The 15755-nt window shown below is 59.8% G+C and carries 19 protein-coding genes and 1 pseudogene; 9 read left to right on the forward strand and 11 right to left on the reverse strand.

What is annotated here, in order from left to right; genetic code table 11:
- Positions 1-90 precede the first annotated feature (90 nt).
- From ftsY to rpoH, 4 genes are all read left to right on the forward strand, one after another.
- A complete protein-coding gene (gene ftsY / locus KUF73_RS29225; RefSeq protein ID WP_218441423.1) occupies positions 91-1581 on the forward strand; it encodes a signal recognition particle-docking protein FtsY in 1491 nt (496 codons plus the stop codon).
- Positions 1578-2249 (forward strand): cell division ATP-binding protein FtsE, encoded by a 672-nt coding sequence (ftsE, locus tag KUF73_RS29230; protein WP_008065082.1) that lies wholly within the window; start codon positions 1578-1580, stop codon positions 2247-2249. The genes ftsY and ftsE overlap by 4 nt, the downstream gene beginning before the upstream one ends.
- Entirely contained in the window at positions 2246-3268 is a 1023-nt protein-coding gene (gene ftsX / locus KUF73_RS29235) for a permease-like cell division protein FtsX (protein ID WP_218441424.1), read from the forward strand. Before ftsE ends, ftsX begins: the two co-directional genes overlap by 4 nt.
- 113 nt (positions 3269-3381) lie before the next feature.
- A complete protein-coding gene (rpoH, locus tag KUF73_RS29240) occupies positions 3382-4236 on the forward strand; it encodes an RNA polymerase sigma factor RpoH (RefSeq protein ID WP_047534555.1) in 855 nt (284 codons plus the stop codon).
- 175 nt (positions 4237-4411) lie between these two features.
- Here rpoH and mtgA read toward each other — a convergent pair whose 3' ends face one another.
- Complete coding sequence (gene mtgA, locus KUF73_RS29245; protein WP_218441425.1) at positions 4412-5134, reverse strand: monofunctional biosynthetic peptidoglycan transglycosylase; 723 nt, start codon at positions 5132-5134, stop codon at positions 4412-4414.
- Positions 5135-5208: 74 nt separating this feature from the next.
- On the opposite strand from mtgA, the gene KUF73_RS29250 reads away from it, so the two are divergent.
- From KUF73_RS29250 to trmB, 4 genes are all read left to right on the forward strand, one after another.
- Positions 5209-5580 (forward strand): DUF423 domain-containing protein, encoded by a 372-nt coding sequence (locus KUF73_RS29250; RefSeq protein ID WP_218441426.1) that lies wholly within the window; start codon positions 5209-5211, stop codon positions 5578-5580.
- Positions 5581-5752: 172 nt separating this feature from the next.
- A complete protein-coding gene (thiS, locus tag KUF73_RS29255) occupies positions 5753-5953 on the forward strand; it encodes a sulfur carrier protein ThiS (protein WP_218441427.1) in 201 nt (66 codons plus the stop codon).
- Positions 5954-6013: 60 nt separating this feature from the next.
- Entirely contained in the window at positions 6014-6808 is a 795-nt protein-coding gene (locus KUF73_RS29260) for a thiazole synthase (RefSeq protein ID WP_218441428.1), read from the forward strand.
- 9 nt (positions 6809-6817) lie between these two features.
- A complete protein-coding gene (trmB, locus tag KUF73_RS29265; RefSeq protein WP_218441429.1) occupies positions 6818-7543 on the forward strand; it encodes a tRNA (guanosine(46)-N7)-methyltransferase TrmB in 726 nt (241 codons plus the stop codon).
- A gap of 132 nt (positions 7544-7675) precedes the next feature.
- On the opposite strand, the gene KUF73_RS29270 is transcribed toward trmB, so the two are convergent.
- From KUF73_RS29270 to KUF73_RS29310, 9 genes are all read right to left on the reverse strand, one after another.
- Positions 7676-7999, reverse strand: a complete 324-nt coding sequence (locus tag KUF73_RS29270) for a DUF3392 domain-containing protein (protein ID WP_218441430.1) — start codon at positions 7997-7999, stop codon at positions 7676-7678.
- Positions 8000-8008: 9 nt separating this feature from the next.
- Positions 8009-9214 carry a radical SAM family heme chaperone HemW gene (gene hemW / locus KUF73_RS29275; RefSeq protein ID WP_256345712.1) on the reverse strand — a complete coding sequence of 402 codons (1206 nt, stop codon included), beginning with the start codon at positions 9212-9214 and terminating at the stop codon, positions 8009-8011.
- Positions 9211-9807 (reverse strand): RdgB/HAM1 family non-canonical purine NTP pyrophosphatase, encoded by a 597-nt coding sequence (gene rdgB / locus KUF73_RS29280; RefSeq protein WP_218441431.1) that lies wholly within the window; start codon positions 9805-9807, stop codon positions 9211-9213. The genes hemW and rdgB overlap by 4 nt, the downstream gene beginning before the upstream one ends.
- A complete protein-coding gene (locus KUF73_RS29285) occupies positions 9804-10238 on the reverse strand; it encodes a DUF4426 domain-containing protein (protein ID WP_218441432.1) in 435 nt (144 codons plus the stop codon). Before KUF73_RS29285 ends, rdgB begins: the two co-directional genes overlap by 4 nt.
- A gap of 26 nt (positions 10239-10264) precedes the next feature.
- Positions 10265-10885 (reverse strand): methionine biosynthesis protein MetW, encoded by a 621-nt coding sequence (gene metW / locus KUF73_RS29290; protein WP_218441433.1) that lies wholly within the window; start codon positions 10883-10885, stop codon positions 10265-10267.
- A gap of 7 nt (positions 10886-10892) precedes the next feature.
- On the reverse strand, positions 10893-12032 hold the full coding sequence (locus KUF73_RS29295; protein ID WP_218441434.1) for a homoserine O-acetyltransferase: 1140 nt from the start codon (positions 12030-12032) through the stop codon (positions 10893-10895).
- Between the two features lie 214 nt (positions 12033-12246).
- Positions 12247-12834 carry a YggT family protein gene (locus KUF73_RS29300; RefSeq protein ID WP_218441435.1) on the reverse strand — a complete coding sequence of 196 codons (588 nt, stop codon included), beginning with the start codon at positions 12832-12834 and terminating at the stop codon, positions 12247-12249.
- A gap of 24 nt (positions 12835-12858) precedes the next feature.
- Positions 12859-13677, reverse strand: a complete 819-nt coding sequence (gene proC, locus KUF73_RS29305; protein WP_218441436.1) for a pyrroline-5-carboxylate reductase — start codon at positions 13675-13677, stop codon at positions 12859-12861.
- A 34-nt stretch (positions 13678-13711) separates the two neighbouring features.
- On the reverse strand, positions 13712-14398 hold the full coding sequence (locus KUF73_RS29310) for a YggS family pyridoxal phosphate-dependent enzyme (RefSeq protein ID WP_218441437.1): 687 nt from the start codon (positions 14396-14398) through the stop codon (positions 13712-13714).
- Positions 14399-14455: 57 nt separating this feature from the next.
- Between KUF73_RS29310 and KUF73_RS29315 the strand changes: the two genes are divergently transcribed.
- Positions 14456-15490 (forward strand): type IV pilus twitching motility protein PilT, encoded by a 1035-nt coding sequence (locus KUF73_RS29315; protein WP_218441438.1) that lies wholly within the window; start codon positions 14456-14458, stop codon positions 15488-15490.
- Positions 15491-15550: 60 nt separating this feature from the next.
- Here KUF73_RS29315 and KUF73_RS29320 read toward each other — a convergent pair.
- A pseudogene (locus tag KUF73_RS29320) lies at positions 15551-15755 on the reverse strand (IS110 family transposase); the annotation flags it as partial.

Genomic DNA, 15755 nt, shown 5'->3' on the forward strand with positions numbered 1-15755 from the left:
AAGCTGGGTCAATCGCAGTCTGTTCTGCATCGAATATTTATTTGCCGGGGCGCCCGTTGGCGCGTCGCTACCGTGAGATAGCCGTCCCCCATGTTTGGTTCCAACGACGACAAGAAGACCCCAGCTGCGGCTGGCGAAAAGAAAAGCCTGTTCGGATGGCTGCGCAAAAAGCCGCAGGAACCCGCCGTCGAACAGCCACAGCCACTTCCTGAGCCAACGCCCGAGCCGGTAATAGAAGCAGAGCCTGCGCCGGTTGTCTTGCCGATCGCCGAGCCAGTGCTGCAGCCGGTGGCCGAGCCTGTCGATGAAGTCGCGGTCGAACTGCCGCTGACCCCAGCCGCTGAACCCTGGCTGACATTGCCGGTGGCAGAAGAGCCGGTAGGCCTGGTCGAGAATGAGCAGGCGCCGCACGTGACGCCGCCGATTCCTGCACCGGCTGCATGGAGTCCTGAGCCTGTTCAGGTGCCCGTGGTTGAGCCGGTTGTCGTGCCTGTCGTTGAGGATGTGCCTGAGCCTGAGCCCATGGTGCCGGCATTCGTTGCGCCGGTAGCGCCGATTGTTGAAACGCCTGCGCCCGCACCCGTTATCGCTCCGGTTGTTGAGGCACCTGTCGAAGCCCCGGCTGAGCCCGTACGCACCGAAGAGTCCAAGGCCGGTTTCTTCGCCCGTCTCAAGCAAGGCCTGTCCAAGACCAGCGCCAGTATCGGCGAAGGCATGGCCAGCCTGTTTCTGGGCAAGAAGGCCATCGACGACGAGTTGCTCGATGACCTCGAAACCCGCCTGCTGACGGCCGACGTCGGTGTCGAAGCCACGACACAGATCATTCAACGCCTGACCCAAAAGGTCGCACGCAAAGAGCTCGCCGATTCCGACGCACTCTACAAGTCGCTGCAAGGCGAATTGGCGGCGATGCTCAAACCGGTCGAGCAGCCGCTGAAAATAACCTCGCAGAACAAGCCATTTGTGATTCTGGTGGTTGGCGTCAATGGCGCCGGCAAAACCACCACCATCGGCAAGCTGGCGAAAAAGCTGCAGCTGGAAGGCAAGAAAGTCATGCTTGCCGCCGGTGATACCTTCCGCGCCGCTGCTGTCGAGCAATTGCAGGTTTGGGGTGAGCGCAACAAGATTCCGGTGATCGCCCAGCACACGGGCGCCGACTCGGCGTCGGTGATTTTCGACGCCGTGCAGGCCGCCAAGGCTCGTGGAATCGACGTGCTGATCGCTGACACCGCCGGGCGTCTGCACACCAAAGACAATCTGATGGAAGAACTGAAAAAAGTTCGCCGGGTGATCGGCAAGCTCGACGCCGACGCACCGCACGAAGTGTTGCTGGTGCTCGATGCCGGCACCGGTCAGAACGCCATCAACCAGGCCAAGCAATTCAACCAGACCGTCGAACTGACCGGCCTGGCGCTGACCAAACTCGACGGCACCGCCAAGGGCGGGGTGATTTTCGCCCTGGCCAAGCAGTTCGGCCTGCCGATCCGCTACATCGGTGTGGGTGAAGGCATCGACGATTTGCGTACTTTTGAAGCAGAACCCTTTGTCCAGGCACTGTTTGCCGAGCGGGAGCGTTCATGATTCGTTTCGAACAGGTCGGTAAACGCTATCCGAACGGTCACGTCGGCTTGCATGAGCTGAGCTTTCGAGTCCGTCGGGGCGAGTTTTTGTTTGTCACCGGCCATTCCGGCGCCGGTAAAAGCACCTTGTTGCGTTTGCTGCTGGCGATGGAGCGTCCAACCAGCGGCAAGTTGCTGCTGGCCGGTCAAGACCTGAGCACCATCAGCAACGCGCAAATTCCATTCCTGCGCCGCCAGATCGGCGTGGTGTTCCAGAACCACCAGTTGCTGTTCGATCGCACCGTCTTTAACAACGTCGCGCTGCCCTTGCAGATTCTTGGCCTGTCCAAGGCTGAAATCGCCAAGCGCGTGGATTCGGCACTGGAGCGTGTGGCGCTGTCGGACAAGACCGATTTGTACCCCGGCGACCTGTCCACCGGTCAGCAACAGCGCGTCGGCATCGCCCGTGCCATCGTGCACCGCCCGGCATTGCTGCTGGCGGACGAACCGACCGGTAACCTCGACCCGCGTCTGGCGGCAGAAATCATGGGCGTGTTTGAAGACATCAACCGTCTGGGTACCAGCGTACTGATCGCCAGTCACGACCTGGCGCTGATTGCGCGTATGCGCCACCGCATGCTGACGCTGCAACGCGGTCGATTGATCGGCGACGGGGAGGCTGGGGAATGAGCGCAACACGTAGCCCCAAGGTTTCCGAGCGCGTGGCCCCGAAGGCCGCCGATCCGCAACCGAGCAAGAAAAAACACGACGACGATGACGGTCCGGATTTCGCCACGCTGTTTCGCGCCTGGATCGAAAGTCATCGCGCCAGCCTGGTGGACAGCTTGCGCCGCTTGGGCAAGCAGCCTATCGGCAGTTTTTTCACCTGCATGGTGATGGCAGTAGCCCTGAGTTTGCCCATGGGGCTGTCACTTTTGCTAAGTAACGTCGAGCGTCTGGGCGGCTCCTGGCAGCGAGCGGCGCAGATTTCCCTGTACCTGCAACTTGAAGCCAGCCCGACCGAAGGCGAGGCTTTGCGCGAACAGATCAAAGGTATGCCGGGTGTAGCTGATGCTGAATATGTCGGGCGTGATCAAGCGCTAGAAGAATTTCAGCAGCAGTCCGGCCTGGGTGAAGCGCTCAAGGAACTGCCGGAAAACCCGCTGCCTGGCGTGGTTCTGGTGACGCCGAAGGAAGTCGACAAAGCGACGCTGGAAGCATTAAGACAAAAACTTTCCGAGTTGCCGAAGGTACAACAGGCGCAGCTTGATCTAGTCTGGGTCGAGCGTCTGGCAGCCATCCTCAAGCTGGGTGACCGTTTTGTCTTCGGTCTGACCGTGCTTCTGGTTTCTGCATTACTTTTGGTGATAGGCAATACCATTCGTCTTCATATTGAAAACCGCCGCACAGAGATAGAAGTGATTAAACTCGTGGGCGGCACTGACAGCTATGTGCGCAGGCCCTTTCTATATATGGGTGCGCTGTATGGCTTCGGTGCGGGGATTCTCTCTTGGGGCGTATTGGCGTTTGGCCTGAATTGGCTGAACGACGCGGTGGTTGGGCTGGCGGGTTTGTATGGCAGTGATTTTGCGCTGGCCGGGGTGCCAGTTGCCGACGGTCTGTCTCTCTTGCTTGGCGCGGTGCTGTTGGGGTATATCGGTGCATGGATTGCAGTCGCACGCCACCTGAGGGAGCTTGCGCCTAAGTAGTATCATTTTGCTCGTATTGACCTTTCAGCGTTTATGGGAACTTGTCTTTCGGTTTCCGGTCAATTTTCGCAGTGCTGAACTGCACGAGTTATGTAAGTCGGAGGTTTTTTCGTATGACCAATTCTTTGCAACCTGCATATGCTCTGGTCCCGGGTGCGAACCTGGAGGCCTATGTGCACACCGTCAACAGCATTCCATTGCTGACGCCGGAGCAGGAGCGTGAACTGGCCGAGAGTCTCTATTATGAGCAGGATCTTGAGGCGGCTCGGCAGATGGTGCTCGCCCACCTGCGTTTTGTCGTACATATCGCCCGTAGCTATTCCGGCTACGGTCTGGCTCAGGCTGACCTGATCCAGGAAGGCAACGTTGGTCTGATGAAGGCCGTTAAGCGCTTCAACCCGGAAATGGGCGTGCGCCTGGTCTCTTTTGCCGTGCACTGGATCAAGGCTGAAATCCACGAATTCATTCTGCGCAACTGGCGCATCGTGAAAGTCGCGACCACCAAGGCCCAGCGCAAGCTGTTCTTCAACCTGCGCAGCCAGAAGAAGCGCCTGGCCTGGTTGAATAACGAGGAAGTCCACCGTGTGGCGGAAAGCCTTGGCGTAGAGCCGCGGGAAGTGCGCGAGATGGAAAGTCGCCTGACCGGCCATGACATGGCCTTCGACCCGGCTGCTGAAGCCGACGACGACAGTGCTTTCCAGTCGCCGGCCAACTATCTGGAAGACCACCGGTACGATCCGGCCCGTCAACTGGAAGATGCCGACTGGAGCGACAACTCCAACCACAACCTGCACGAAGCCCTGGAAGTGCTGGACGACCGTAGCCGTGACATCCTCTACCAGCGCTGGCTGGCAGAAGAAAAAGCCACGCTGCACGACCTGGCGCAGAAGTACAACGTGTCGGCCGAGCGTATTCGTCAGCTTGAGAAGAGCGCGATGAACAAGCTCAAGTTGTCGATCGCTGCATAACCTGCGTACCGGCAATAAAAAACGCCCCGATCATTGATCGGGGCGTTTTTGTTTGATTCAAATCCAATTCCTGTAGGAGCGAGGCTTGCCCGCGAATGCGGTGGGTCATTCAACAATGATGTCGACTGATACTCCGCCTTCGCGGGCAAGCCTCGCTCCTACAGAGTTGTGTCGGTTACTGAGCCCAAGGCGCGCGGCGCGAATCGTTGAGCCCCACCAGATAACTCTCGCCACCGAGCTGACTCATCTGCCGCCGAATCCAGCCTGCACGTCGCAACACGTATGGAGTCGGATGGCTGGCGCTCCACACTCGAGGGTTTGGCAATACGGCGGCCAGCAGACTCGCCTGCTGACGAGACAGCGACTTGGCGCCGATGCCAAAGTGATGCCTGGCCGCTGCCTCTGCACCAAATACGCCGTCGTCCCACTCAACACTGTTGAGGTACACCTCAAGAATCCGCTGCTTGGGCCAGAACACTTCGATCAGGCCGGTAAACCAGGCTTCCAGGCCTTTGCGCAGCCAACTACGTCCGGACCACAAAAACAGGTTTTTCGACACTTGTTGACTGAGGGTGCTGGCGCCGCGAATGGTGCCGCCGAGTTCGTTGTGTGCCAGTGCAGCCTGAATCGCTCCAAAGTCAAAACCCCAGTGCTCAGGAAATTTCTGATCTTCACCGGCAATCACCGCAACCTTCAGGTCGTCGGAGATTTCGTCCCAGGGTTTCCAGGTGCGCTGCAGGTCGATGGGCTCGCCATCGAACCAGGATTCGACCTTGCGTTCGACCATCAGCGCAGTACCCGGTGGCGGCACCACGCGAAAGATCAGCACCAGCAATACGCTGCCGCCCATGAACCAGAGCACGGCCTTTGTGAAACGACGGAAAAATAAACGCAGCATAGAGATGGCTTGGCCGAACCCGTTGAGCGGGCCATTATACAGACCCTGTTGATCGCGTCTGACTGGAGTTCTTCATGCTGCGTGGCTTTTTGATGCTGGCCGCTTTTTTCGGTTTAACTGGCGTCGGTCTCGGGGCGTTTGCCGCCCACGGCCTGAAAAATCGTCTGACACCCGAGTACCTGGCGATTTTCCATACCGGCGTCACCTATCAGTTGGTACATACCTTGGCGTTGCTGGGTGTAGCGCTGCTGGCTACGCAGATTCCCGGCCGTTTGATCACCTGGGCCGGTGCATCATTTGCCATCGGCATCCTGCTGTTCTCCGGCAGCCTGTACGTGCTGACCCTGACCGGTGTCAGCAAGCTTGGCATCATCACTCCATTCGGCGGGTTGGCATTCCTGGTCGGCTGGTTTTGTCTTGGGCTGGCCGCGTATCGCCTGACGTGACCTCATGTAGGAGCTGCCGAAGGCTGCGATCTTTTGATCTTTAAAACCAACGTCAAAAGATCGTAGCCTGCGGCAACTCCTACACAGGATCGCATTTCAAGACGAATGGCTTGGGTCGACCTGACTGATCGGGCTAGAATGCCAGCCCCTAAAAATGATGGCGGCATCCGGCATGCGCATTCAGTTGAACGGCGAATCCCTTGAACTGCCTGACGGTGAAACCGTTGCGGCCCTGCTGACCCGTCTGGAACTGACCGGACGCCGGGTCGCGGTCGAGCTCAATCTGGATATCGTCCCGCGCAGTCAGCATGCAGACACCGCATTGAATGACGGCGATAACGTCGAAGTGGTGCACGCCATCGGCGGCGGCTAGCCGCCTGGCCCAAGGGCCGGCAGAATTCTGCAAGAACCTCACCCCTACAGAGGATTTCCCATGAGCATCGTTCGTAACGACAAGCCCTTCGTCCTGGCCGGTCGTACTTACCAGTCGCGTTTGCTGGTAGGTACCGGCAAGTACCGTGACATGGAAGAAACCCGTCTGGCCATCGAGGCATCGGGTGCCGAGATCGTCACCTTTGCTGTGCGTCGCACCAACCTCGGCCAGACTCCGGGCGAACCGAACCTGCTCGAAGTCCTGTCTCCGGATCGCTATACCTTTCTGCCGAATACCGCCGGTTGCTACGACGCGATCGAGGCTGTGCGCACCTGTCGCCTGGCCCGTGAGCTGCTCGACGGCCACAACCTGGTGAAGCTGGAAGTGTTGGCGGACCAGAAAACCTTGTTCCCGAACGTGATCGAAACCCTCAAGGCCGCGGAAACGCTGGTCAAGGAAGGCTTCGACGTGATGGTTTACACCAGTGATGACCCGATCATCGCCCGTCAGTTGGCGGAAATCGGCTGCATCGCGGTCATGCCGCTGGCCGGTCTGATCGGCTCTGGCCTGGGGATCTGCAATCCGTACAACCTGCAAATCATCCTCGAAGAAGCCAAGATTCCGGTGCTGGTGGACGCCGGTGTCGGTACCGCTTCCGACGCCACCATCGCCATGGAACTGGGTTGCGAAGCGGTGCTGATGAACTCGGCCATCGCTCACGCCCAGCAGCCAATCATGATGGCTGAAGCCATGAAGCACGCCATCGTTGCCGGTCGCCTGGCTTATCTCGCTGGCCGTATGCCGAAAAAACTCTATGCCAGCGCCTCTTCGCCGCTGGATGGTCTGATCAAGTAAGAGCTATTGATGACTGAATCGAACGACACGCCAATCCAGTCGGAAGAAGGCGACGAGCGCCAACACCGACGCATCAAGAGTTTCGTGATGCGCGCCGGGCGCATGACCGAAGGCCAGCAAAAGGGCCTGGAGCAGGGCACACCGCTGTTCGTCCTGCCGCTGGCCGACGCGCCGGTGGACTTCGACCAGGTGTTCGGCCGCTCGGCACCGCGCTCGCTGGAAATCGGTTTCGGCATGGGCCATTCGCTGCTGGAAATGGCGGCGGCTTCGCCGGAGCAGGATTTCATCGGCGTTGAAGTGCACCGTCCGGGTGTTGGCGCGTTGCTCAATGGCGTGCTGACCCAAGGGCTGACCAACCTGCGGGTCTACGATTGCGATGCGATCGAAGTGCTCAACCGCTGCGTGGCCGACAACAGCCTCGATCGCCTGATGCTGTTTTTCCCGGACCCTTGGCACAAGAGCCGCCACCACAAGCGCCGTATCGTTCAGGCGTCGTTCGCTGAACTGGTGCGCAGCAAATTGAAGGTCGGCGGTGTGTTGCACATGGCCACCGATTGGGAGCCGTACGCCGAGTACATGCTGGAAGTGATGAATGTCGCGCCGGGTTACCGCAACCTCGCCGAAGACGGCAAGTGCGTGCCACGCCCGGCCGAACGCCCGATCACCAAGTTCGAACGCCGTGGCGAACGGCTTGGGCATGGCGTGTGGGATTTGAAGTTCGAGAAACAGTCCTAAACCGCAATGTTGTAAAAACTGTGGGAGCGAGCCTGCTCGCGATAGCGGTCTGACAGTCAACGAAGATGTTGAATATCAGGCCCTCATCGCGAGCAGGCTCGCTCCCACAGTTGTTTTGTATTCAGCAAAAAATTAGCGGCGGTCTGCCACGACGCCGATGAGCACCAACACCACCAACAACACCGGTGCCAGGCTGTAGTTGTTGAACTGGCTCAGACCGCGAACGATCCACGGTGTGGCGTAGATCAGCGCAGCGCCGCTGCCGACCATGCACAGCAGGGCCATCAGCGGGACGCGCAATGCACCGGCGATGGCACCCAGGCGCTGCTCGACCCAGCTTTTGAAATCCGCACCGAACAGCACCAGCAGACAGCCCACCAGGGCCAGGGCGATTTCCGAGAGATTGCTGCGGCTCCAGCGAGACACGGTGGCGAGCAGGTCGAGTACCAAATCCATTCGATTTCCTTATGTCAGAAAATTCTGCAGCAAGTCGTTGAGAAACAGCTGTCCGCGCTCGGTGGCCGCCAGACGTGAGGGTTCGACCTGCAACAAGCCACTTTGTTCGGCTTCGCGGCGGCCTTCGGCAAAGCTTTCCAGGGATAGTCCGGTGCGCTCGGGATACAGGCGCGATTCGACGCCGGCGGTCAGGCGCAAGGCGTTCATCAGGAACTCGAACGGCATCTCTTCGTTCGTCAGCGTTTTTTCGCCGGCCTTAAAGCTTTTCGCCGGATTCAGGTAATCCTTCGGCAGGCGGGTCTTCCAGGTGCGGATGATGCGGCCGTCCGGATGGCTGAGTTTGCCGTGGGCCCCAGCGCCAATGCCGATGAAGTCGCCGAAACTCCAGTAATTGAGGTTATGCCGCGCTGGGCGACCGGGCAGGGCATAGGCCGAAACTTCGTATTGCGCGTAACCATGCTCGGCCAGCAGCGCCTGCCCGGCTTCCTGAATGTCCCACAGCGTGTCGTCTTCCGGCAGCGTCGGCGGCTGGTTCCAGAACACGGTGTTCGGCTCCAGGGTCAGCTGATACCAGGACAGGTGCGTCGGCTTCAGGGCGATGGCCTGACGCAAGTCGCTCAAGGCGTCGTCCAGCGACTGATCGGGCAGACCGTGCATCAAGTCCAGGTTGAAGTTGTCGAACCCGGCCAGACGCGCCATACCGGCGGCGCGCACCGCTTCGTCGCCATTGTGAATCCGACCCAGTGCTTCGAGCTTCTCCTGCTGAAAGCTCTGGATGCCAATTGACAGGCGATTGATGCCCAGCGCCCGGTAAGCGACGAACTTCTCCTGCTCGAACGTCCCGGGATTGGCTTCCAGCGTGATTTCAATGTCGCTGGCAAACGGGATGCGCTGTTCGACGCCCTTGAGCAAGCGCCCCAACGCCGCTGCGCTGAACAGGCTCGGTGTGCCGCCGCCGAAGAAAATCGAACTCAACTCGCGGCCATAGACCGCGTGCAAATCCTGATCAAGATCGGCCAGCAGCGCGTCCACATACTCCTCTTCCGGCAGCACCGGGCTGGCGGTGTGGGAGTTGAAGTCGCAATAAGGGCATTTGCGCACACACCACGGAATGTGGATGTACAGCGCCAGGGGCGGCAGCACAGGCAGGGCCGCGCGAGGCGATTGTGCATCGCCGCCGAAGATCAGCGGCGATGCGGATGATTCGCGGGTCATTTCAAGCCCAAACGCTGGCGCAGCAGATCCATTGCACGGGCGCGGTGGCTGATCTGGTTCTTGTCGCCAGGACTCAGCTCGGCACTGGAACAATCGCGTTCCGGCACCCAGAACAGCGGGTCGTAGCCAAAACCGTGTTCGCCGCTGGCCTGGGTCAGAATGCGCCCGTGCCAGAGGCCTTCGCAAAGGATCGGCAACGGGTCGTCGGCGTGACGTACCAGCGCCAGCACGCAGACGAACTGCGCGCCGCGCTCGGCTTCAGGCACATCTTTCAGGGCGTCGAGCAGCTTGGCGTTATTCGCCGCATCGCCCTTGCCATCGGCGTAACGGGCCGAGTAGATACCCGGTGCGCCACCGAGGAAGTCCACCGCCAACCCGGAATCGTCGGCCAGCGCCGGCAAGCCGGAAATGCGCGCGGCATTGCGGGCCTTGAGGATGGCGTTCTCGACGAACGACAGACCGGTTTCTTCAGGCTCGACCTGGCTGAACTCGCCGATCGAGCGCAGTTGCACCGAGTCGCCGAGCATGGCCTGGAGTTCTTTGAGTTTGCCGGCGTTGTGGCTCGCCAGTACGAGTTGCGTGAAGTTGATCATTCGCCGGGGAAGAGCTCTTGGTTGAAATTGATGGTGTTGATTTTGTCACCGGTCTGCACCTTGATCTCGAAGGTGCGGGTTTCCTGTTGAGGCACAGGGTATTGCGCGATGTAGTAAATAGCGCCCTGTTCGGTGACCTGTTTGAAGTTCAAGGGCACGCTTTGGCTGGTCAGGTCTTTGACCGTTCCCTTGACCTGAGCCATCAGCGGCTTGCCGTCCTTGAGTACCGAAATGTTGATCACACCCTGGTTTTTGCTGCGGATCAACTCGGCCGACTTGGCGATGTCCGGCGTCAGGTACGTGGAGTTGAAGGTGTTGTAATGCACCGTCACGTCGCCAAAGGTTTCCTGGCGCTCGCTCTTTATGGCGTCTGCGGCCATGGCCGTGACGCTCAGGCAGGCGGTGAGTAGAAACAGCGCTAGACGACCCATGATCATTCTCCTCGAAATAGGGGGATTCAGACCGCGACCTTGTGGTCCGTAAGCCCCGGGCTGCTGACGCGGTAGATACCGATCTCACCTAACAGATTAGGCCATAGCTTACTGGCCCACCCGTGCCGATGCTGTTGATCCACGGCAAGCCGATCAATGACCTTGGCTTCACGTTCGCGGCACAAGGCTTCAAAGTCAGCGAAAGTGCAAAAGTGGATGTTCGGTGTGTTGTACCAGGTGTACGGCAGAAACTCGGAAACCGGCATCCGCCCCTTGCTCGCCAGGTACCAACGGCAGCGCCAGTGACCGAAGTTCGGGAAGGTGATGATGCACTGGCGGCCGACCCGCAGCATTTCGTCGAGGATCTTGTCCGGGTAGTGCACCGCTTGCAGCGCCTGGGTCATGACCACGATGTCGAAGCTGTTGCTGGCAAAGTTGCCCAGGCCCTTGTCCAGGTCCTGTTCGATGACGTTGATGCCCTTGGCCACGCACTCGGCGATGTTGTCCGGGTCGTTTTCCAGGCCGTAGCCGGTGACTTGCTTGTTATCACGCAGCCAGGTCAGCAACTCGCCGTCACCGCACCCGAGGTCGAGCACGCGGCTGCCGGCGGGGATCCATTCCTGGATGATTTCCAGATCAGCTCTCATGGCTTTCTCACAACGTAATGCGGTTCATGTAATTGCCGAACGCCTGCAAGTAGCGCGGGATCGGAATCAGGAAGGCGTCGTGGCCCTGTGGCGCGTCGATTTCCAGGTAGCAGACGTCTTTGCGCGCCGCCATCAACGCGTCCACCAATTCCCGCGAACGGGCAGGGGAGAAGCGCCAGTCGGTGGTGAACGACATCACGCAGAATTTGGCGGTGGCGTTGGCGAAGGTTTTCGCCAGGTCATCGTCGAAACTGGCCGCCGGATCGAAGTAGTCCAGGGCCTTGGTCATCAGCAGGTAAGTGTTGGCGTCGAAACGCCCGGAGAACTCTTCACCCTGATAACGCAGGTAACTTTCGACCTGGAACTCGACGCTGTGGAAGTCGTAGTTGAGCTTTTCGCTCTTCAGGCCGCGACCGAATTTCTCGCCCATCGAATCGTCGGACAGGTAGGTGATGTGCCCGACCATCCGCGCCAGCATCAGCCCGCGCTTGGGAATGACGCCCGCTTCCTGGAACGAACCGCCGTGGAACTCGGGGTCCGTGAGAATTGCCTGGCGTGCCACTTCGTTGAAGGCGATGTTTTGCGCCGACAGCTTGGGTGCCGAGGCGATGGCCAGGCAGTGGCGGATGCGGTCAGGGTAAGTGATGCTCCATTGCATCGCCTGCATGCCGCCGAGGCTGCCGCCGATCACGGCCGCGAACTGAGCGATGCCGAGGCGATCGGCAAGCCGCGCCTGGCTGTGCACCCAGTCTTCCACGGTCAGCACCGGGAAATCGGCACCAAATGGCTTGCCGCTTTCCGGGTTGATGCTGCTCGGGCCAGTGGAGCCGTTGCAGCCGCCGAGGTTGTTCAGGCTGACCACAAAGAATTTGCTGGTGTCGATTGGCTTGCCGGGGCCGATGCAGCTGTCCCACCAACCGGGTTTGCGGTCGTCGGGGCTGTGATAGCCAGCAGCGTGGTGGTGCCCGGACAAGGCGTGGCAGATCAGCACGGCGTTGCTCGCCGTGGCGTTCAGCGTGCCGTAAGTCTCGTAAACCAGGTCATAGGCCGGGAGCGAACGACCGCAGGCCAAGGCCAGGGGTTCGCTGAAGTGCGCCACTTGCGGCGTCACCAGACCAACAGAATCGGGGGGAAAGGCAGCTGGCATCGACCCTGCTCTCATTGAAATGAGGCGTAAGTCTAAAGACCGCTGGGGTTAGCGGCAAGCAAAGGCCGGGCCTGATTTCAATCAGTAAGACAGAGGTGTGGCATTCGCGGGCAAGCCTCGCTCCCACAGGGGTTGAGTCACATCCAAATTATGCGACCGACACAAATCCTGTAGGAGCGAGGCTTGCCCGCGAAGAACGATAACGCGGTTTGAATCAGATCAGCCCAAACAGCTCTTTAGGCATCAGCGCGTAGTAAGCCAGGCGCGGGATCAACCAGCTTTGCAGTAACTGAAGCGCGATAAAGGCGAAGATCGGCGAGATGTCGAGGCCGCCCAGGTTCGGGATGATCCGGCGGAACGGCGCGAGTACCGGTTCAGTGATCTGCTGGACCAGTTCTGCGCCCGGGTTATGACTGCCGGGTGCGACCCAGGACAGAATCACACTGATGATCATCGCCCAGAACAGGATCTTCAAAAACAGCGCGAAAATGCCGATCAAGGCCCATGGCACCAGAAACAGCACATCGACCGAGTAGCCGCTAAGAAACAGGATGACCGCGAACAGCACCATCTGCACGATCAGCGCCAGCACCAGCGATGACATGTCCAGGCCGAACATGCTCGGGATCACCCGGCGCAGCGGCTTGAGCAGCGGTTGAGTGGCCTTCACGGCGAACTGGCAGAGCGGGTTGTAGAAGTTCGCGCGCACCAGTTGCAGGATGAAGCGCAACAGCACAACCAACAGATACAGGCTGCCCAGGGTTTGAATCACAAAAATGGCAGCGTCATTGAGTCCGAGCATCATTGATTCCTTTGTAAGAGCTGATTAGCGACCGAGTTGCTCAGCCATCTCGGCCGAACGGTGCGCGGCGGCGCCCAATGCTTTTTCTACCAGCGCTTCGAAGCCGCCGGCCTGGAACGACTTGATCGCGGCTTCCGTGGTGCCCGCAGGCGAGGTCACGCGGCGACGCAATTCAGCGGCGTCGACGTCGCTGGCCACCGCCATGTGCGCGGCGCCCAGTGCGGTTTGCAAGGTCAGTTGCGCGGCAACGTCCGCTGGCAGGCCGAGTTTCACGCCAGCGGCGGTCATGGCTTCGATCAACAAAAAGAAGTACGCCGGGCCCGAGCCGGAAACTGCGGTGACGGCGTCCAGTTGCTGCTCTTCCTCCAGCCACAAGGCAATGCCGACGGCCGACAGCAGCTCTTGCGCTTGCTGGCGTTGTTCGGCGGTGACCTGGGCGGTGGCGAACAAACCGCTTACGCCCTGGCGCAGCAGCGCCGGGGTGTTAGGCATGCAGCGCACGATTGGCTGGGTGCCGAGCCAGTTGTTCATGCTGGCGCAGGTGATGCCCGCGGCAATCGATACCACCAGCTGACCGGGTTTAAGGCTTGGACGAATCGCTTCGCAGACGGTTTTCATCGCCTGGGGTTTGACTGCCAGCACGACCACGTCGGCGCCGTCGATGGCTTGGGCGTTGTCGGCAAACACTTCGATGCCGTGCTCGGCGCTCACGCGGGCGCGGGTTTCGTCACCCGGATCGCTGGCGCGGATCTGCGCGGCGTCCAGACCTTTGGCCCGCAGGCCACCGATCAGGCTGGCGGCCATGTTGCCGGCACCGATAAAGGCAATACGCGTCTTGCTCATGTCAGGTCCTTTTAAAAAGTGGTTCAGCCATGGATCAAGGCTGTGAATAGTCGCGGGCACCAAACAGGGCCGTACCAACGCGGACCCAAGTGGCGCCCATGGCAATGGCCGATTCAAGATCGTGGCTCATGCCCATGGAAAGTGTGTCGAGCGGCAGATTGAGGCTCGCTTGCAGGCTTTGCACGGCCGCAAACGCAGCATCCTGCGCGGCGCGATCTTCAGTCGGCTCAGGGATCGCCATCAATCCGCGCAACTTGAGGCGAGGCAGGGCGCTGATGGCGTTGGCCAGGGCCGGAAGATCAGCCGGGGTGCAGCCGGATTTGCTGGCCTCACCGCTGACGTTGACCTGGATGCAGATGTTCAATGGCGGTAGATCGGCCGGTCGCTGTTCAGACAAGCGTTGTGCAATTTTCAGGCGATCCACGGAATGCACCCAGGCGAAATGCTCGGCGATGGCGCGAGTCTTGTTCGATTGAATGGGGCCGATGAAGTGCCAGATCAAGGGCAGGTCAGCCAATTCGAGTTGTTTGCCCAAGGCTTCCTGCAGGTAGTTCTCGCCAAAGTCGCGCAGGCCGGCGGCATAGGCTTCACGCAGGTCCTGTGCGGGTTTGGTCTTGCTTACGGCCAGCAACTGGACGCTGTTTTCATCGCGATGAGCGGCGAGGGCGGCGGCACGGATGCGCGAACTAACCCGTTCAATGTTGTCTGCTATCGTGGACATTCAAGAGGCGCCAGCGGGTCTGAGGTTGGCGGCATTCTACTGGAATTGAGGAGTGCTATGGATATCACTGAGTTGCTGGCGTTCAGCGCCAAACAAGGAGCATCTGACCTGCATCTGTCGGCGGGCCTGCCGCCGATGATTCGTGTCGACGGCGATGTGCGGCGCATCAACCTGCCGCCCCTGGACCACAAGGAAGTGCAGGCGCTGATCTACGACATCATGAACGACACCCAGCGAGTGGACTTCGAGAAGCATCTGGAAACCGATTTTTCCTTCGATGTGCCCGGCGTGGCGCGCTTTCGAGTCAATGCCTTTAACCAGAGTCGCGGTGCCGGGGCTGTGTTTCGCACCATTCCCTCCAAAGTCTTGAGCATGGAGGAACTGGGGATGGGCGATGTGTTTCGCAAGATGACCGACGCGCCCCGTGGCCTGGTGCTGGTGACGGGGCCGACCGGTTCTGGCAAGTCCACGACGCTGGCGGCGATGATCGATTACCTGAACAGCCATCGCCACCACCATATCCTCACCATTGAAGACCCTATCGAGTTCATCCATGAATCGCGCAAATGCCTGATCAATCAGCGCGAGGTCCATCGCGATACCCGCAGTTTCGCCACGGCGCTGCGTTCGGCGCTGCGTGAAGATCCGGACGTGATTCTGGTAGGCGAGATGCGTGACCTGGAGACTATTCGGCTGGCCCTGACCGCCGCCGAAACCGGTCATCTGGTGTTCGGCACGCTGCACACCACGTCTGCGGCGAAAACCATCGACCGGATCGTCGACGTGTTTCCGGGTGATGAGAAGTCGATGGTGCGTTCGATGCTGTCCGAGTCGTTGCTGGCGGTGGTTTCCCAGACGCTGGTCAAGAAGATCGGCGGCGGACGCATTGCCGCCCACGAGATCATGCTCGGCACGTCGGCGATCCGTAACCTGATCCGCGAAGACAAGGTGGCGCAAATGTACTCGTCGATTCAGGCCGGAGGGTCGCTGGGGATGCAGACGCTGGATATGGGTTTGAAGGATCTGGTGACCAAAGGGCTGGTCAGTCGCGATCATGCGCGGGAGAAAGCGCGCTCACCGGATAACTTTTAAGAGGGTTAAAAGCAAAAAATCGCAGGCTGCAACAGTTCCATGTAGATACCGTCTTGACTCTCACCGGGCAAGTGCAAGTTTTGGGTCAAATGGTTGTCCCGATTTGAGCACCCCGTAAACGAAATGCAGCAGCTTACGCATTGCAGCACAGATGATCTGCTTGGGGGCCTTGCCGTTGGCCTTCAGGCGATCTTTCATGGCAATGATCGCTTCGTTATGCCGCAGCGCTACCAGGCCTGGCATGTAGAGGCCAGCACGCAAGCGC

This window comes from Pseudomonas sp. PD9R (genome assembly GCF_019200975.1).
Lineage (GTDB): Bacteria > Pseudomonadota > Gammaproteobacteria > Pseudomonadales > Pseudomonadaceae > Aquipseudomonas.